This window comes from Methylomonas lenta (assembly GCF_001644015.1).
Classification (GTDB): domain Bacteria; phylum Pseudomonadota; class Gammaproteobacteria; order Methylococcales; family Methylomonadaceae; genus Methylomonas; species Methylomonas lenta.
The window spans coordinates 85,543-104,661 of record NZ_LUUI01000098.1; the positions used below are offsets into that span (position 1 = coordinate 85,543).

15 protein-coding genes are annotated in these 19,119 nt (G+C 43.5%); 10 read left to right on the forward strand and 5 right to left on the reverse strand.

The features are described 5' to 3' along the window. Positions 1–149: 149 nt before the first annotated feature. Together glnD and map are read right to left on the reverse strand one after the other, a co-directional pair. Positions 150–2,795 (reverse strand): [protein-PII] uridylyltransferase, encoded by a 2,646-nt coding sequence (gene glnD / locus A1359_RS10025; protein ID WP_066981826.1) that lies wholly within the window; start codon positions 2,793–2,795, stop codon positions 150–152. Beyond that, entirely contained in the window at positions 2,792–3,655 is an 864-nt protein-coding gene (gene map / locus A1359_RS10030; RefSeq protein WP_269747900.1) for a type I methionyl aminopeptidase, read from the reverse strand. Before map ends, glnD begins: the two co-directional genes overlap by 4 nt. Positions 3,656–3,818: 163 nt before the next feature. Here map and rpsB point away from each other — a divergent pair, with 163 nt between their 5' ends. From rpsB to A1359_RS10075, 9 genes are all read left to right on the forward strand, one after another. Continuing rightward, positions 3,819–4,562 (forward strand): 30S ribosomal protein S2, encoded by a 744-nt coding sequence (rpsB, locus tag A1359_RS10035; RefSeq protein WP_066981832.1) that lies wholly within the window; start codon positions 3,819–3,821, stop codon positions 4,560–4,562. Positions 4,563–4,683: 121 nt separating this feature from the next. Continuing rightward, a complete protein-coding gene (tsf, locus tag A1359_RS10040; protein WP_066981835.1) occupies positions 4,684–5,562 on the forward strand; it encodes a translation elongation factor Ts in 879 nt (292 codons plus the stop codon). An 85-nt stretch (positions 5,563–5,647) separates the two neighbouring features. After that, complete coding sequence (pyrH, locus tag A1359_RS10045) at positions 5,648–6,367, forward strand: UMP kinase (RefSeq protein WP_066981839.1); 720 nt, start codon at positions 5,648–5,650, stop codon at positions 6,365–6,367. Position 6,368: 1 nt separating this feature from the next. Continuing rightward, entirely contained in the window at positions 6,369–6,926 is a 558-nt protein-coding gene (gene frr / locus A1359_RS10050; RefSeq protein WP_066981842.1) for a ribosome recycling factor, read from the forward strand. 17 nt (positions 6,927–6,943) lie between these two features. Beyond that, entirely contained in the window at positions 6,944–7,708 is a 765-nt protein-coding gene (locus A1359_RS10055; protein ID WP_066981845.1) for an isoprenyl transferase, read from the forward strand. 37 nt (positions 7,709–7,745) lie between these two features. After that, a complete protein-coding gene (locus tag A1359_RS10060; RefSeq protein WP_066981847.1) occupies positions 7,746–8,651 on the forward strand; it encodes a phosphatidate cytidylyltransferase in 906 nt (301 codons plus the stop codon). After that, positions 8,648–9,832, forward strand: coding sequence for a 1-deoxy-D-xylulose-5-phosphate reductoisomerase (ispC, locus tag A1359_RS10065; RefSeq protein WP_066981850.1), 1,185 nt, complete (start codon positions 8,648–8,650; stop codon positions 9,830–9,832). The genes A1359_RS10060 and ispC overlap by 4 nt, the downstream gene beginning before the upstream one ends. Further along, the gene (gene rseP, locus A1359_RS10070; RefSeq protein WP_066981853.1) at positions 9,832–11,196 is read left to right on the forward strand and encodes an RIP metalloprotease RseP; all 1,365 of its coding nucleotides are present in this window, start codon (positions 9,832–9,834) and stop codon (positions 11,194–11,196) included. The genes ispC and rseP overlap by 1 nt, the downstream gene beginning before the upstream one ends. A 66-nt stretch (positions 11,197–11,262) precedes the next feature. After that, a complete protein-coding gene (locus tag A1359_RS10075) occupies positions 11,263–11,973 on the forward strand; it encodes a DsbC family protein (RefSeq protein WP_066981856.1) in 711 nt (236 codons plus the stop codon). Between the two features lie 152 nt (positions 11,974–12,125). Here A1359_RS10075 and A1359_RS10080 read toward each other — a convergent pair whose 3' ends face one another. Both A1359_RS10080 and A1359_RS10085 read right to left on the reverse strand, forming a co-directional pair. Then, positions 12,126–14,300 (reverse strand): cation:dicarboxylate symporter family transporter, encoded by a 2,175-nt coding sequence (locus A1359_RS10080; RefSeq protein WP_066981859.1) that lies wholly within the window; start codon positions 14,298–14,300, stop codon positions 12,126–12,128. A gap of 75 nt (positions 14,301–14,375) precedes the next feature. After that, the gene (locus tag A1359_RS10085; RefSeq protein ID WP_066981862.1) at positions 14,376–15,389 is read right to left on the reverse strand and encodes an Lnb N-terminal periplasmic domain-containing protein; all 1,014 of its coding nucleotides are present in this window, start codon (positions 15,387–15,389) and stop codon (positions 14,376–14,378) included. A gap of 453 nt (positions 15,390–15,842) precedes the next feature. Here A1359_RS10085 and A1359_RS10090 point away from each other — a divergent pair, with 453 nt between their 5' ends. After that, complete coding sequence (locus A1359_RS10090; protein ID WP_066981865.1) at positions 15,843–18,179, forward strand: mechanosensitive ion channel family protein; 2,337 nt, start codon at positions 15,843–15,845, stop codon at positions 18,177–18,179. Between the two features lie 243 nt (positions 18,180–18,422). Here A1359_RS10090 and fae read toward each other — a convergent pair whose 3' ends face one another. Next, the gene (gene fae / locus A1359_RS10095; RefSeq protein ID WP_066981868.1) at positions 18,423–18,971 is read right to left on the reverse strand and encodes a formaldehyde-activating enzyme; all 549 of its coding nucleotides are present in this window, start codon (positions 18,969–18,971) and stop codon (positions 18,423–18,425) included. Positions 18,972–19,119 lie beyond the last annotated feature (148 nt).

The window sequence follows — 19,119 nt, forward strand, 5'->3', positions numbered from 1 at the left end:
GACATGGCTTTGCCTGAAGATGCGTTTGGACGATTGCATTTTAGTTGTGGTTTTCAATCAGTGCGGGCGTGAGATTTTAAAGTTGTCTTTGGCTGATGGTGTTGGGATAGTGCGGTTGAGTATTTTTTCGTCCTAATAAAATCTTTATCTTAGTTTTTGCTATTCAAGTAGCGCAACAGGGTGCTACGGATGTGTTGCCTTTCTGCTTCGGTATTGATGGGCTGAGAATTTTGATCCGATATGTAGAACATGTCTTCAGCGCGACTACCTATGGTGGTTACTTTGGCGTCGTGTAGATGTATTCCTAGCTCTGTAAACGCTCGGCCTATGGTGGATAACAAACCTGCATGGTCGGTTGTGATGAGTTCTATCGTGGTGTGTTTGTTAGAGGTGTCTTCGATAAACGTAACGCTGGTTTCAATCGGGAAATGTTTCGCTTGTCTGGATTGCTTGTGAATATTTTTTGAGGCTCTGACTTTTTTCTCTTTTAAGCTTTGGCGCAAAGCATCGCAGATATGTACTTCGCGGTATAAATCCGCAATGGGCTCGCCAGATTGCTCAAGTACCTGGAAGCTGTTTAAAACATATTGGTCTTCACTGGTAATAATACGGGCGTCGAGTATCGTTAAGCCTAGATGGTCGAGAGTGGCTGTGCAAATCGAGAAAATCTGCGCTTCGTCGCGGGTGAAGATAAAGATTTCTACACTGCCGCGCTGGGTTTGTGGTCGCAATAGCACCATAGGCAGATCGTCTTCGTTAGAGGCTGCGATGGCGATGGTATGCCAGGCAATTTCGTCTGCTGAATAGCGCAGGAAGTAGTCATCGCTTAAATGCTGCCAGGATTGCGTCATGGTCTTTTTCGCAATGCCTAGTTTTAGCAGTTCTCGGCGAGCTTCTTTTTTGTTGTCATTGATGCGCTCGGAGCGGTCGACCGGGTGTTGCAGTCCGCGATGTAGGGCGCGATGCGTGGCGATATACAAATCTTTTAATAGCGAGTCTTTCCAGGAATTCCATAAGCTGGGGTTGGTGGCTCTAATATCGGCAACCGTCAGCAGATACAAATAATTCAGGTATTGAATGCTGCCGACGTGCGATGCAAAGTCGTGAATGATGTCAGGGTCACTGATATCTCTACGCTGTGCTGTCATGGACATCAATAAGTGATTACGCACAAGCCATGCAATCAGCTTGCTGTCTTGTCGGGACAAGTCATGTTGTTTGCAAAAATTCAGCGCGATTTTTTCGCCCAGACTGGAATGGTCGCCGCCGCGGCCTTTTGCAATGTCATGAAATAGCGCGGCGATATAAAGTACATCCGGTTTGGGTGTCAGTAAAAAAATGTTGTTGCAAAAGGGGAGTTCCTGACTGTGTCTGTTTAATGCAAAGCGGCGTAAATTTCGGATCACAAACAGGGTGTGTTCGTCTACGGTGTAGATATGAAATAAATCGTACTGCATGCGGGCAACGATGTTGGCAAAATCCGGTAGATAAGCTGCCAGCACACCATAGCGGTTCATGCGTTTTAATTGATGCGTTATGCCGCGCGGTTGTCTGAGGATGTTGATGAATAGGCTGTTAGCGGCTTTATTTTGCCGAAAATCCTCATCAATCAGTGGCAGGCTTTTGCGAATCAAACGTATGGTGCTGGCGCGAATACCTTTCAGCGACGGTGATTGCTGTAATAGTAAAAACAGTTCCAGTAAAGCCAGTGGGTTTTCCTGAAATACTTCGTCATGACTGACTTCCAGGTAACCGGCAATTGAAGAAAAACTGGCAGTAATAGGGGTTGGAGTAAGGTGTTGCTGGTTTTGAATTAACCTTTCGTTTAGCAGTTGCAGCAGCATTTCATTCAGGCGCTCGATGTTAACCACAGTTTTAAAGAAAAACTGCATGAATTGTTCAACGTCGGGATTACCTTCATGGTCAAGAAAGCCAAACAGGCTGGCTAGCTCGCGTTGGTAGTCAAATAGCAGACGGTCTTCACAGCGGTTTGTGGTTGAGTGTAAGGCAAATCGCAAGCGCCATAAGATGTCGCGGGCCGAGACCAAATCATCGTATTCAGATTTAGGCAAAAAGCCGTATTTGATTAATTCGCGCAGTGATTGCGCATTATAGTGATGCTTAAATACCCAGCTGATAACTTGAATGTCTCTGAGGCCGCCAGGGCCTTCCTTGATATTAGGTTCCAGGTTATAAGCCGTATCATAGTACTTGCTGTAACGTTGCTCCTGTTCACTCATTTTAGCCAGAAAATATCGTTCTGAAGACCACAGCTTAGATGCGGAGATTTCCTGTTGTAATTCTGAGTAGAGTTGAGTGCTGCCGTTAATCAGGCGCATTTCTAACAAGCTGGTGAAAATGGTTTGATCCTGACTGGCAAGCGCGACACATTCGCTGACGAAGCAGGTGCTGATCCCGGGTTTTAAACCGATATCCCAAAGAAAATTGCTGAAACCGGAGAGCCTGTCTTGAATGTTGTCGGAAAAATCCTGATTTAACAGCATCAGAATGTCAATATCCGAATAGGGGAATAATTCGCTTCTGCCATAGCCCCCGGTAGCGATCAGCGCTTGTTTGTTGGCGTGGTCGCCCAGGAAGTGTTTCCAACTGGCAGTGAGTAAATTGTCGATGAATTGAGCTTTTTCGTTTAACAGTCCGGCCGGAGAATGGTTGGGGTTAAAGCGAAGTTTTAATGATTCATTTACCTTAATGATGGCCTGCTTAACTACAGCGACAGGATTAGTGTCTAAAAAGACGTGGGCTAAATCGGCTTCGCTGAATAAAAGCTCGGTCACCGTTCTTCCTGCCGCAAAGTCAAAATTTCATAACCGGTTTCAGTCACCAAAATGGTGTGTTCCCATTGCGCTGAAAGGCTGCGGTCTTTAGTGACTGCGGTCCAGCCGTCGGCAAGCACTTTCATGTGACGCTTGCCGATGTTGATCATGGGTTCAATGGTGAAAATCATACCCGTCTCAATGATAGAGCCCTCGCCGAATTTGCCAAAATGCATGACGTGTGGGTCTTCGTGGAATTTTTTGCCTATGCCGTGACCGCAAAATTCGCGAACCACAGAGTAGCGGTTGCTTTCTGCGTGTTTTTGAATGACTTGGCCGATGTCACCAAAATGCGCGCCAGGCTTGACTTGTTCTATCCCTAAAAATAGACATTCACGCGTGATGTCAACCAGTCTTTTGGCGTGCGGACTGACGTCGCCGACACAAAACATTTTACTGGTGTCGCCATGATATTCATCTTTAATGACAGTGATGTCGATGTTGACAATGTCGCCGTTCTTTAATTTTTTGTCACAAGGAATGCCATGACATATTTGGTGATTAATAGACGTGCAGATGGATTTTGGAAAGCCACGGTAATTCAGTGGGGCTGGAATGGCTTGTTGCTCATCGACAATATAATCGTGGCAAATCTTATCCAATTCTTCGGTGGTGATGCCAGGTACTACATGCGGAGCAATCATATCCAGCACGTCGGCGGCTAGTTTGCCGGCAATGCGCATTTTGTTTATTTCTTCAGCAGTTTTAATGACTATGCTCATTACGGAGTTAGGTTTTTGATTATCAGAAGTATAAGGGCGGTTTGTATGTCGCCCGGTTTGTTGCAGTCTATCAGACTTGCTATTGTTGTGAAAACGCAATCATGGTATAAAGGCAAGTTCACTATGTTAAATACTCACGTCTGTCGACACGATTGGTGGGGTGCTGGTCAATGTGTATATCACAAAAGACTGGTCATCGGTCGGGACAGTACGGAGGCGTAACCCAACGCCGAACAATTCGGCAAAATCTTAGGAGAAATAAATGGCAGCAGTGTCAATGCGTCAAATGTTAGAAGCGGGTGTTCATTTTGGACACCAAACTCGTTACTGGAACCCAAAAATGGCTTCTTATTTATTTGGAGCCCGTAACAAAATCCATATCATCGATTTGGAGCAAACGCTTCCGTTATTCAATGACGCTATGAATTATATGGGCCAAATGACTGCCAACAAAGGAAATATTCTTTTTGTCGGCACTAAAAAAGCTGCACGCAAAACTGTCGCGGAAGAAGCAAAGCGTTGTGGTATGCCCTATGTCAATCATCGCTGGTTAGGCGGTATGTTGACCAATTTTAAAACCATCAAAAAATCCATCAATCGCCTGAAAGAATTGGAAGCAATGAAAGCTGACGGTTCGTTATACCAACGTTTCAGCAAAAAAGAAGCTTTGGGCATGGAGCGGGAACTGGAAAAATTGGAACGCAGTCTTGGTGGTATCAAAGACATGCGTGGCACACCGGATGCGATTTTTGTGCTGGATGTTGGCTATGAAAAAAATGCCATCATGGAAGCCAAAAAACTGGGTATCCCTGTTATCGGTGTTGTGGATTCAAATAATTCACCTATCAATATAGATTATGTCATTCCTGGTAATGATGATTCGATTCGTGCAGTGACTTTATATTGCCAAAGCGCTTCAGCTTCTATTTTAGAAGCCAAAGCTTTGCGTATGGATGCCGGCACAAAATCAGATGATTTTGTCGAGGAAGTTGTAGCGGAAGCGTAACTTACACGTACCTCGGCGTAAGCCGTGTGCGAGAGTCTGATGAAACAGGCTCGGTTTTAAGTCTTTTAAACGCCTCCTTTGTGAGGCGTTTTTTTAGTTAATAAACTTGAGGAAATAAATAATGAGTATTAGTGCCGCTATGGTGAAAGAACTGCGTGAAAGAACCGGTTCTGGCATGATGGAATGTAAAAAAGCCCTGGTTGAAGCTAATGGCGATATGGAATTAGCTATCGAGAACATGCGTAAATCAGGTCTGGCTAAAGCCGATAAAAAATCCGGACGTATTGCTGCGGAAGGTGTGATTGGCGTGAAAGTTTCTGCTGACAACAAAACAGTTGTCATGGTGGATGTAAACTCTGAAACTGATTTCGTAGCTAAAGGCGATGATTTCGTAGGTTTTGTAAATGATGTCACTCAATCATTGCTGAATGCCAATGTAGAAAACGAAGAACAATTGTCAGCCATGACATTGGCCAATGGTCAAACCGTTGATGAAACCCGACGTGCTCTGATTGCCAAATTAGGTGAAAATATCACCGTTAGACGTTTTGAAAGATTCACCACTACAACAGGCGGTCAAGCTTGTTATTTGCATGGCAGCAAAATCGGCGTTATTGTAGAGCTAGCAAAAGAAGATGCTGAATTGGGTAAAGATATTGCCATGCACATCGCGGCCTCTAAGCCCGAATTTGTCTCTGACGATCAAGTTTCTGCCGATGTGATTGCTAAAGAAAAAGAAATATTTTCTGCACAAGCTTTAGAAAGCGGCAAGCCGGCTGAAATCGTTGAGAAAATGATAGGCGGTCGTATTAGCAAGTTTTTAGCTGAAATCACTTTGCTTGGGCAACCGTTCATCAAAGACGACAGTATGACAGTCGGTAAATTATTATCGGCTAAAGGCAATTCAGTTCTGCGCTTTGCTCGTTTTGAAGTTGGAGAAGGTATTGAGAAGAAAGAAGAAAACTTTGCAGAAGAAGTAATGGCGCAAGTAAGAGGCTAAACCTCTGCTGACAAACCCGGTTTTTACCGGGTTTTTTCTGTGCTGAAATGCTTGCTTTAACCTATCAACCTTGGATACTTCGATTATGAGTGACATAATTTGTCAGAGAATTTTACTTAAATTGAGCGGCGAAGCCCTGATGAGCGAAGCAGGGGGCAGTATTGATCCCGAAATCGTTCAGCGTCTCGCGCAAGAAGTTAAAGACCTGTGTGATGCGGGTATACAAGTTGGTTTGGTCATCGGTGGCGGCAATATTTTGCGTGGCGCAGAAAAAGCTTCCGAAGGTTTGAATCGAGTAACCAGTGATCAAATGGGCATGTTGGCAACCGTGATTAATGCTCTGGCGATGCAGGATGCTTTGGAATATCTCGGTCAACCCGTGCGAGTCATGACGGCGCTGAAAATCAACCAAGTGTGTGAAGATTACATCCGACGTCGTGCTGTTAGACACCTGGAAAAAGGTCGCGTCGCCATTTTTGCTGCCGGTACCGGCAATCCATTTTTTACTACCGATACCGCGGCCAGCCTTCGTGCTATCGAAATTGATGCTGAATTGATGATTAAAGCCACCAAGGTCAAGGGCGTTTATTCAGCGGACCCCAATAAAGTCGCCGATGCAGTGTTTTATCCGCGTTTAACCTATGACGAAGCTATAGATCAGCGTTTAAACGTCATGGATACAACAGCATTGGTGTTATGTCGTGACAACAATCTGCCTATGCGGGTTATGAATATTTTTGAACCGGGAGCGGTGATGCGTCTGATGCGCGGAGAAGATATCGGCTCTCTAATCGTGAGGAAGTAAAATGATCAGTGATATCCAACAAGATGCTGCAGCGCGCATGGAAAAAAGCATAGAGGCGCTGCAAAAAGCCTTTACCAAAATCAGAACCGGGCGGGCTCATCCAAGCCTACTGGATCAAATTAGTGTCAGCTATTACGGTACGGCTTCACAGTTGTCACAAGTGGCCAATGTCTCAGTTGAAGACTCCAGAACCCTAAAAGTAGTGCCTTGGGAAAAGGGTATGATACAAGCCATCGAAAAGGCCATCATGTCATCCGGTTTGGGATTAAATCCTGCAACGCAAGGTACAGTGATTCGTATTCCCTTACCTGCATTGACTGAGGAACGCCGTCGTGATTTGGTCAAAATCGTCAAAAATGAGGCCGAACAGGGTAGGGTATCGATCAGAAACAATCGCCGCGATGCCAATACGGCTATCAAAGAGGCGTTGAAAGAAAAGTTGATCTCTGAAGATGATGCGCGCCAAGCGGAAGAAAAAATTCAAAAACTCACCGACCAATACATCAAAGAAATAGAAAAGCATCTTGAAGAAAAAGAAGCTGATTTGTTATCCATGTAGTCAACCTGGGATCCCTAATGTCTGATGAGCTTGCTAGCAAATTGATAGGAAACGGTGAAAATCCGCGGCATATTGCCATTATCATGGATGGCAATGGTCGTTGGGCGCAGAAGCGAATGATGCCAAGAATTATGGGGCACCATGCCGGTGTTAAGGCTGTCAGAAAAATTGTGGAATTTTGTGCCAAGCAGAACATCGAAGTTCTGTCCTTATTTGCCTTTAGTAGCGAAAACTGGCGCAGGCCCAAGGATGAAGTTAATTTGCTGATGGAATTATTCATGAGCACGCTGCAATCGCAAGTGGATAAATTGCATAAAAACAATATTCGTTTGCGTATCATTGGAGACAAAGCAGCGTTCCCTGAAAAATTGCAGGCAAAAATTCGGGCAGCAGAACAGCAGACCGCTAACAATACTGGCCTGACCTTGGTAATTGCGGCAAACTATGGTGGACGCTGGGATATTGCTCAAGCCGTACAAAAAATCGTTGCCGGGATCAGAGCAGGTGAAATTGAGGAACAAGCGATTTCCGAGCAATTGATCAGTCAGTATGTTGTAACCGCTGATTTAGCAGAGCCGGACTTGTTTATCCGAACCGGCGGTGAAGAGCGCGTCAGTAATTTTTTACTCTGGCAGTTGGCTTACACAGAGTTTTTCTTTACCGACATGTTATGGCCGGACTTTGATCAAAAAATGATGCAAAAAGCCATTGATAGCTTTAAAAGCCGGCAAAGGCGTTTTGGTCATACCAGTGAACAAATTGTAGACAAACGTATTCTTTAGTTACTTTCCATAACTCATAATAAATAAAAGATAAATTATGTTAGTAAAACGCATTCTAACCGCATTGGTACTGGCCACTGTCATCATTGGGGCTGTTTTTCAATTGACCTCGTTGTATTTTTCAGTACTGATTGCCATCGTTACCTTAGGTGCAGCCTGGGAATGGTTGTCATTAACAAATGTCGACAAACTCAGCAGTAAAATAATATTTATGCTGGTTTTGATTTTTCCTATGTTGGGTGTCACTTATTGGACGGTGTTTCTGGAAGTTCTGAGTGAAGCCATGGAGTGGCCGGAAATCAAAGACTATTCTGATGCCTTGGAATGGTTGGTGATTGCACCCGTATTATTCTGGTTGCTGGCTATGATTTTAATTAGACAAGCTTCACCGCAATTACTCCAAGCCCAAATTAAACCTCGTTTACAAGCCTTTATAGGCTGGTTAGTGCTGCTATCAGCCTGGATGTTCCTAAGTAAATTGCGTGCCTATTATGGTCCGGAAATGACGTGTTACTTTCTTATTTTGATTTGGGTGGCTGATATCAGCGCCTATTTCGTCGGCAAAAAATGGGGCAAGGATCAATTGGCACCTGAAGTGAGTCCAGGTAAAACAGTTCAAGGCATGTATGGCGCCTTGGGTTCAGCGATGTTATGTGCGATTGGTTTGCGATTGTATTTCGGTTTGGCCCCATTAGAATCGGAAGGTGCCGAATTGGCTATTTTAATGGCGATCGATATCTTGATCTTGTCAGTATTGACGGTACTGATTTCGATTTATGGCGATTTGTTTTTTAGCTTGGTAAAAAGAAGAAAAGGTGTCAAAGATAGCGGTAACTTGCTGCCTGGGCATGGTGGCATACTCGATAGAGTCGATAGCATCATTGCAGCCGCACCTTTTTTCTATGCAGGTATTGTCCTGATTGGACGGAGTGTGTATTCATGAAAGGTATTTGTATTCTCGGTGCCACAGGATCGATTGGCGTTAGTACGCTGGATGTGGTTGCCCGTCATCCTGATCAATATCGAGTGATTGCGCTCACCGCTAACGGTAATATCGACGCTCTATACGAGCAATGTCTGACACATCATCCCGAATATGCGGTGGTGGTGATGGAAAGCAAGGCTGAAGAATTTAAACAGCGTATTGCTGCATCGCCGGTATCAGATATCAAAGTTTTGTCGGGTTCTGATGCTTTAACCCAAGTGTCAACACTTGATAATGTCGATGCGGTGATGGCTGCGATAGTCGGTGCTGCAGGTTTGTTACCCACTTTGGCTGCTGCCAAGGCAGGTAAAACCATATTGCTGGCGAATAAAGAAGCGCTGGTCATGTCGGGTCAAATTTTTATGCAAGCCGTGACTGATTCCGGCGCTGTATTGTTACCGATCGACAGCGAGCACAACGCTATTTTTCAGTGTATGCCTGCTGGTTATACACCGGGTCATGTAGCGAAACAGGCTAGGCGGATTTTATTGACAGCGTCTGGCGGGCCTTTTCGCAAAACGCCTATTGAAACGCTGCCTAGTGTTACCCCTGATCAGGCCGTAGCCCATCCAAAATGGGATATGGGGCGGAAAATTTCTGTTGATTCAGCTACCATGATGAACAAAGGTCTGGAGCTAATTGAAGCTTGTCTGTTGTTTAACATGGCGCCGGATGACATTCAGGTGGTGATTCATCCACAGAGTATCATTCATTCCATGGTGGATTATGTCGATGGCTCAGTATTGGCGCAGATGGGTAATCCCGACATGCGCACACCCATTGCTCATGCCATGGCCTGGCCTGAACGCTTTGATTCCGGAGTGGCGCCATTAAATATTTTCGAAGTAGGGCATATGGATTTTGAACAACCCGACTTACAGCGTTTTCCGTGCTTGAGATTAGCTTACGAGGCAATCAAAGCCGGTGGCATTATGCCGACAGTGTTGAATGCAGCCAACGAAATTGCCGTAGAGGCATTTTTAAACGAACAAGTCAAATTCACAGATATTGCGGTGATTATTGAATGCAGCATGGCGCAGTTTAAACCGGATAACGCCGATAGTCTGGAACTGGTTTTAAAAGCCGATCATCAAGCGCGTGACGTTGCAAAAGCCGTCATTGTAGCCTTAGCTGCCTAATGGAAACCCTGCATACCCTATTTTACTTTACAGTGGCTATCGCCGTATTGGTAGCGTTTCACGAGTTAGGTCATTTTTGGGTGGCGCGTAAAACCGGGGTTAAGGTCATTCGCTTTTCGATTGGCTTTGGTAAAAGTTTGTGGTCCTATCAAAAATCACCCGAACATACTGAGTTTGTAATCGCTGCCATACCTTTGGGTGGTTATGTGAAAATGGTTGATGAACGGGAGGGTGAAGTTAAACCGGAAGACTTGCCTTATGCCTTCAATCGTCAGCCTTTATGGAAAAGAACGGCTATTGTGGCGGCTGGCCCGGTGTTTAATTTGCTGCTGGCGATTGTCTTCTTTTGGATAGTGATGGTGGTCGGCGAAGTAGGCATGAGACCGGTTTTAGGTGAAGTTGCAGCCGATAGTTTGGCGGCGGCAGCCGGTTTACATGCGGGTGACGAAATCACCGCTGTAAATCAAAAACCAACCCTGACCTGGGTCATGGCACTGGATGAGTTGTTTTCATCAGCGATCGATGGCGAGCGTGACATCGTAGTCAATATCAAAACCCCTGACGATCAGCAACAATTTCGCGTTATTCATCTTAGCGACGCAGATGTAAAAAGTCCGGAAATATTAAATGAACGATTAGGTTTAAAACCCTGGATGCCGGTGATAAAGCCAATTATTGGCAAACTAACGGAAGATGGTGCAGCCAGGCAGGCGGGTTTGGAAACCGGTGATTTGATTCTTAGTGCTGATGGCCAGCCGATCACAGATTGGCAAGAATGGGTCGATTATGTCCAAGCCAGACCGGATGTATTGATCAAATTAATGGTCGAACGCCATGATGTGCAAACCCGGTTATTACTAACGCCTCGCAAAGTAGAACAGAGCGATGGCACATTCCTTGGAAAAATTGGCGCTGGGGTAGATATTCCTGAAGAATTGATAAGCAGTATGCAGGTTGAATACCGATTATCACCCATCGAGGCTATTCCGGCTGCATTTGAAAAAACCGGTTTTTATGCCTTCAGCACGTTAAAAATGATAGGCAAAATGTTTATCGGTTCCGCTTCGGTAGAAAATTTAAGTGGCCCGATTAGCATTGCTCAATACGCAGGGCAATCCGCAGAAATGGGTTTTACGGCTTTTTTGAAATTCTTAGGCTTAATCAGTGTTAGTCTCGGTGTTTTGAATTTGTTGCCGGTACCGGTACTGGATGGGGGTCACCTATTGTTCTACGCCGTGGAAGCTATTAAGGGCAGCCCGCTTTCAGATCGAGTACAAATGTACTTTCAACAACTCGGCATGCTATTACTGATGTCTCTAATGGCATTGGCAGTCTTCCTTGATTTAGGGCGTTTATTTAATTAATCCTGAACCAATACTGCATTGCAAAGTCCACTCCGTTTCTTTTAAATCAAAATATTGGTATTTACCATGAGAAAAATCACGCAACGTTTAATGGTTTTGGCTGCCTTGTTTTTGGCGAGCAGTAGCTATGCCGATGAAGCAGCTGTAAAGAAAGCCTTAAGTGAATTTATGCCTGACATAAACATCGAATCGATCAAATCTGCCGAAATCAAAGGCTTGTATGAAGTGGTGGCTGGCGGCAATATTTTTTATGTTTCAGAAGATGGTCGCTACCTATTACAAGGCCAAATGTACGATGCGGTAGAAAAGAAAAACATTACTGAAAACAAACTCGCTGATGTTCGCAAACTGGCACTGGAAAAAGTCGGTGAGAACAAGATGATTGTTTTTAAACCTAAAACCAGTAAATATATGGTGTCCATATTTACCGATATCGATTGTGGCTACTGTCGTAAATTACACTCTGAAATTGATCAGTATTTAGCTCAGGGTATTACCGTACGTTATCTGTTTTTCCCCAGAGCCGGTAAAGGATCGGATTCTTATACCAAAGCCATTTCGGTTTGGTGTGCTGCAGACCAACAAAAAGCTTTAACAGCCGCTAAAAAGGGCGAGTCACTGGAAGCTAAAACGTGCGATAACCCTATCGATGAGCATATGCAACTGGGTGAGGCATTTGGTATGAGCGGAACGCCCATGATTGTGACTGAAAAAGGCAATGTTCTGCCAGGCTATGTGCCAGCAGCCCAGTTGGCGAAAGTTCTCGGGAGCGAATAAAGTTAGCTAAGGAATGCGCGCGAATTAACTCGAACATTTAATTCCCTCACCTCAGCCCTCTCTCTCCGGGAAAGGGCTGAGGTATTGAAGTTATTTCGTAGGCGTTCCTAAGCTGGTCTGGTTATGCTTAGTCAGTTATCCAATCGGTTTCTCTATTGTTGTTTAGGCGATGTGGTGCTGGATTGATGGCTAAAATAATCAATAATTGATCTCCGAGGCGCTTTATTGACTGCGCCTTGGCCTTCAATCCAGTATTGATACAATTGTTCGCTTCGTCCAGTTGTGCGCTGAATATCTAGCCAACTGTTCAGAGTGGCATGCAACAGCAGGTTCTGATTATGAACGGCATAACTGACCGGAAATCGATGGATACGATTTTTGTCAAAACTGACTGCATATTCAGGATAGAGCATAGTAAGTGTCATGCCCTCTTCAACACTGGATATCAATCCATCAAATTCAGTCTCATCAGCGTCAAAAAACTCTTTTATTGAGGTGATTTTGCTGATTTTTATATCTGGAAAATTACGCTGAACAAAACTCATCCGTGGATAATGTTCCAGAGTGGCCAATTTCAAGGATTTGTCCTGAAATGTGCTAAAGTCTAAAAATTCCTTTTGACGATAATCTTTCACTATTAATGCGGTTGTTAGCGTCATAGTCGGTTGTGTATAAAGAACCTTACTGATATATCGCTCGTTGATTTGAACACCGGAAATAACAATATCAATCTGCAAATTATCCAGTGCTGCATATAGATTACTTTGATTATCGAAAGGGATTAACTCCAATTTTACACCTAATGCAGTCGCTAAATGATTCATCATTTCTACATCGAAGCCAACCAGTTTATGGTTAACGTTGTAATACGAAAACGGTACACGATCCGGATTAAAGCCAATGCGTAAATAACCACGCTTGATAATTTGTTCTGGTGTGGCAGGATGCTCACCTAAATGATCAGTTTTAGGTAAAGTATATTGAATCTGACTAGGTGAATCCCAATCCACCTGCATTTGCCTAAGCGATGTGCTTAAATCTTGTTGTGATGGCAGCATTTTGGTAAATATAGAATGATCGATCAGAATAAAACTCGCAATCATACCTATAGTTAATCCTAGAAATCGCAGAATTCTACGCAGATTAAACCGAGTTACATTCACCAGAAGAGCTGTCGTGGTTAAGGTAATGCTGAGGAAAAAAACCGCTGCAGTTAAAGAAGAGAAACGTCTGGTAATTACATCTCCCGCTAGATACAGTTGATACATATCCGCGGGCATATGTAAGGTGTTCAGTAAAAATGGAATACTGATGTGCGTGCTGGCAAACAAGCTAAATATGCCGTTAAAAGCCAGGGCTATATTCTGCGTATAATCTAAGTCTGCCTCGTTAAACCAAGCGGAAAACAAAATAAACGATAGTGATAATATATTTCCGAGGTGCGGAAAGTTATAAGCTACAGGAATAATGATTTCGTTGTAATTATTTGTTTCTTCTGATTGCAATTGATACTTTATAAAAATATCATTGCAGGTTTCAATAATAGTGGGTAATAAAATAAATAGATTGCCTGTCGCAAAAGCTGTCACTAAAATGTCGCGGCAATCTTGAACAATATCTCGATACTTGAAAGGTGTAATGGCGCTGACAAACAGAGGCATCACCCATAGTGATAAAATTAAAGCTGCGACGATAAATAGCAGAAAATAAATTTGTAGTTTTTCAAAGTCATCTGGATATAAAGTGCCAGCTGCAGCTGCAGAGAGTGTAAATATTCCAAGAGGTAATAAGGTAATTGTGGTTTTGGTTATTTTGCTTAATGCATCAATTAAAGTTTTTGCGGGTGCTAAAAAATACTCTTTATTTTCAATGTTGATCAGTGCCAGACCTAAGAACCCACTAAATATTACAACGGCAGGAATAGTGCCTTCAGAAAAAGACTTAAACGGATTGGAAGGAATGTATAAATCAAAATAATTAATTTCAGCTGGTAATGTAATTTGAGTGGCATTAAAAAATTGACTGCTTTGCCACTCTGGGAAAGAAAGTGATAGAGCAAATACGACCAATAAACCCAAAGTCCAAAATATTACCAGCATAAGGCCAAACTTTTTGGCGATTTCTTTAGCTTGGTTAACCGATAAAGAGCCTAACCCAACCACTAATGAAAGGAATATATATGGGATAACCGGGATTTGCAGTAGCTTTATAAAAGCGGTGCCGACTATATTTAACCAAGCGACACTTTCACCAAAGACTATCCCGGTAATTATGCCGAATAATAAAGCCAACAATACTTTGCTGGAAAACGAAAGTTTATTTAGCATAAATGTAGTTATTTAGTGGTCTTTTAATATAAAGCCAGTATTAATAATGTATTTTGTAAGCCAGTGATGGTGCAGTTATTTTGGTTCCTGTTCAATTGGACTGCTGGCGCGAATTTGTTTGGAAAAATCCGCCGACTTATCGGCAGCCTGAGCGCGTTGGTTGATATGCGCTTGTTGTTGTAATTCTGCAAAAGATTTCTGCTGCTCAATCCGCTTGGATTCATACAAATATTCCGGCAGATAACCACTAACTAGGATTTTCCAGGAAAAAGGCAGGTGTTCATTGTTAACCATGGTTCTAAACCATATCGCGATCGTGCAATTATCCAGTAAGGTGTTATAAAAAGTTGGCTTATCGTGTAGTTCATTGATTTGTTTAACGTATTCAAGAAACAAACGTTGAGCGTTAACTTGGGAGCCTAGTCCTTTATACAAATATCCGTCTTCCGGCGGATTATGCCGATAATTGGTACGCAGACGAATTACGTCACGTTCATCGGCGACAATATAAATCAACTCGTATTGACGAAAAAAGCCTTTAATGGTCGAATATTCTTCATTGTTTTGTTTACGAGTCTCTATTGAAACCGCCAGCGAACCCTGATCGGCAAAATCAAAACTTAAAATCGTATGCGCGATGGCCGGACCCATCCAATAAAATGCAAAAAGGTCTACGCCATTGAGTTTGTCGATATCAAACGTCTTATCATAATAGGCCGGCGTGTAGTCAAACTCACTACGGTAATCAAAATTACGGATGTTGTGCATGGTAACTTTGTTGCCATCTATGGTGGCAAAAGGTAGTTTGCTAACATCGGCTTGCCAGTCTCTATCATTGGAAGGTGAAATGTTCAGCCACCACAGTAAAACCAGCATAAATACAGCCATATGCCCAAATAGCCAGCGGTAACGCCAACGCGATCTTAATAAACCGATTAAAGCTACAAAGCTAAACAGACCAAACGCAGAAGCAAGGCAGATTTGCAGCAATCCTGTTTCGGAATCGCCAAAATAAAGTGCTAACGTCCCCCATACTGAGGTTGTAATAAGCAGTAATGCCAAAGGAATGCTGATCAACAATTTTTTCATGATTTATAGTTAGCCTAATGCTGCGGTTATGGTTTTTTAAGGTTTTGTGTGAAATGCAACGAGCAAAAGCATAGGTATTTATCCTTGCGCTTAGGAGCATCTATTAATCCAAAGCGAAATTGTACGTAATCTTTTAATGGATATCTTGCTGAATTGTCATTGGCTAACAATTGCATTTTACAGCAAGCATGTTGTATTGGGCTTGATGCGTGATGCTTGACCGCAAGTAAAGAATACGGTGTACTTGCGGAGTGATTGTAAATCCGCCAAGCAATGCCAGCTTTGAGTCGACATAGTCTGATTCGTACGTCGTTTCACCCATTAACCGTATATTCAATGTGTATCGTCAAATACTTTCTTATGCCAGTTTGCCAGACTAAAACCATTTCGGATAAATACGCTTTGCAGAGCCAATCATGGCGACAACTACTTAAGAGCGTAATTGGTTTTCTCATGCTACTGCTTGTTGCCGTACCCGCTGCGGCTATTCCCTCGATGGGTTTGAACGGCTTAAAAAAATCATCTTCAGATAACATAAATCTGGCGCAAGCTGATTTTGATCCTGGCACGCTTAAAAATGAAGTTGAGAAGAAACTGGTTACTGCTAAACAGAAACTGGCAGCAATGTCGACGGTTGATGAACCAGTACAGGATATGGCTGATATGGTCGGTAAGGATATGAATATCCCGCGCCGAGTGTTGCTGAAGCAGTTGATTTATTTATATGAAGGGCAGTTAGAGCGTTTAACCTATTTAAAGTTTAGCCAGTCCAACCGTATTACCTATGAAAAAGAAGCCTCAAATTGGGTAGGCTTTGAAGACCAGTTATCCCCATCATTTTTATTAGCTGACAATCTGCGAGACTCAGTAGCCAGGCTCAACAAAAATATCAATGAAATTGAATCCCTTGATAGTGTTGACAGCCAAGTCGAAGCTTATCTACTAAGTATGATCCAGGCTACAAATATTAAGTTTAGACAGGCAGATGAGGCGCTGCAACACGCCAAAGACGGTTCAGAGCAGCAAGCTGGTTTAAGACGTAAGCGTGATCAACTCGAATTGGAAAATCAACTTAATTTGGCCAGAGCTTTAGTTTTTCAGATTGAAATAAGAATCAAGCATGAATCTGCACTGGAAACCCGCGCCAGACTGCTGCTTGCTAATAAACAACTCGCGTATGTATCCGGCAAAGTCGAATTGACTAAAGAAGAAGCGGATCAGGTCTATGTCCGTATCGAAAAAGAAAAACAGCGTATCCATGCTGAAATCCAGCAGGCTATCAAAGAACTCGAAGTCAGCAAACGGCAAAATACTGCAGGTTTAGATTCTGAATCTACAACATTGCAACAGAGTCATTTCATTAGTTTGAAAAATATAGATATTAAATTGCAGGTATTAAATAGGATTTTGAGTTACCTGGATCTACAGCAGGAAATATGGGCGCAACGTTGGGCATATGCCAAGATATCTGATCGTAAAAAAGCTAGTGAGGCCTATGCTCTGATCAGAAAACATCAGGGGATATTGCAGACTATTTACCAATACATCCTTCTTCATCGCCGACAAACCATAGCGTTATTGACGGATCAAGCCAATAACAATATTGCTGAACAGGTGACAGCGCCACAAGACTTAGCCAAACCATCAGCAGCACCTGATTTTGACCAAGTAATTTCTTATTCGCGCCTGCTAGGTGTAGTTGAGTCAACAGAAAACCTATTAGCACGCTTTAAAGCCGATCTGGACGTAAAATTTGCAGTGAAGTCGTTACAAGACACGTTTGAAGACGCACTGTTTTCAACCAGCGAGTTTTTTGCAGCTGTTTGGTCCTTCGAATTGTTTGCGATTCAAGACACAATTGAGGTTGATGGACAGCACCTTGTCAGCCAAAACAGCGTCACTGTTAGTAAGGTTGTCACCGCATTAGCGATTCTGATCATTGGTTACTGGATGGCTTTAAAGCTTTCTCGTTATGCTGAAGCTGTTGCCGTGAAACGCTTTAATCTGGATGCCAGTTTGGCACGGATTGCCACACGCTGGATTTTCTTTTTGGAAGTTTTATTGTTAGTCATCATTAGCATGTTGGTGGTGAGGATACCCTTAACAGTATTTGCTTTTATGGGTGGTGCGGTAGCTATCGGTGCCGGTTTTGGCATGCAGAATCTGCTTAAAAATTTGATCAGTGGTTTGATGTTGCTAATCGAGCGCCCATTTAGGCCGGGAGATTTAGTAGAAGTGGGCGGCGTGCGGGGACGGATTACCGATATTGGTGTACGTAGTTCGAATATCCTGGATGCCAACGGCATTGAAACCATTATTCCCAATAGTACCTTCATTGAACAGAATGTCACCAACTGGACACTTAGCGATCAAGTCATACGTACCGTGATAAAAGTAGGTGTTGCCTATGGCTCATCTACTAAAGAAACCAGTCGAATTTTGCTTGAAGAGGCCAATAGACATGGACTGGTTTTGGAAAACCCGGCTCCTCAAGTGTTATTCGAAGATTTTGGCGATGATAGCTTATTGTTTGGTTTGTATGTTTGGGTGCAACTCAAGGTTGATGTGTCCTGGAAAGCCATCGCCAGTGATTTGCGTTTTATGATCAATAGAAGCTTAAGTGAACACGGCATCGTGATTGCTTTTCCTCAACGTGACATCCATTTGGATACTAGTCGACCGCTGGAAGTGCGCGTGGTTTCCGAAGCGGTTGCGGCCAGTACTCTAGTCAGCAACCAACCCATTGGCGATGAATCTGCCAAGCAACAGCCGCCACACTTACCCGGATAGCAATCCAAGGAAAATTCAATTAGCCCCCTTTGATAGAGGCTGTCGTAAAAGGTAAAACTATTCCTTCTCCCGCGAGGAGAGGCGGCTTTTGCAACAGCCTCTGATACAGGGGGGGATTACGAGTGGCCTGCGAGGTTTTTACTGATAAACATCGCAGTAAAAACCCAATAAACTGTTCTGTGTGAAATTTTGCGGCTGCGCGCTGGTTGCGGGGAAATAGGGGGGATTTACCAAAACATTATTTTATATTTTACCGTCCAAACCCATTTGGAAGTATTTATGGGTGATTTTGTCCTGATTTTCCAATAACCAATCGATATCCGGCGTATTGGTCATGGCTTTATGTATGGCCATCGCCATCGCTTTTCGGTGGATATCAAACAAAATCTGGTGATCTAGGTTGTCATCTTTAATGACACTGGGATTTAGCCACACTGAACAAATAATGCCCAAGTCGTTGGCTTTTTCCTTAGGAATATCCCCTGCGCGTACCGCATCCAGAACCCCATTGGCAATCGCTGCCTGAACCGTGCCCATCAATATATTGGTATAGCGACTGTTTTTAACCGTCACTTTGCTGACCATCAAAGTCACCGGTCTAACCTGAATGTCGGTATTTAAAATCGCAAACACCCGGCTATGGCCTTGTACCTGATCGCCGGTTAAGGTCGCCAATGCCGTACCCACTGGGCCATCCAGTTCGCCGATGATAACTTCCGGTTCCGCCGCAGTGCCTGCAGGGCCGCCAGCTACCAAAGCTTCGCCGGTACGCATGATGATTCTTCCACTCATTGTTTATCTCCTTTGATAAAGGTTCTATTCCCGCTATGGCAGGCCTATATGAATTTAGAACTTACTATGGATTTAAAGGCATTACAACCATGGATAGCCGAAAGGCGGAAAATATTGATATTCTCTCTTGTTCCCACGCGCCGCGTCA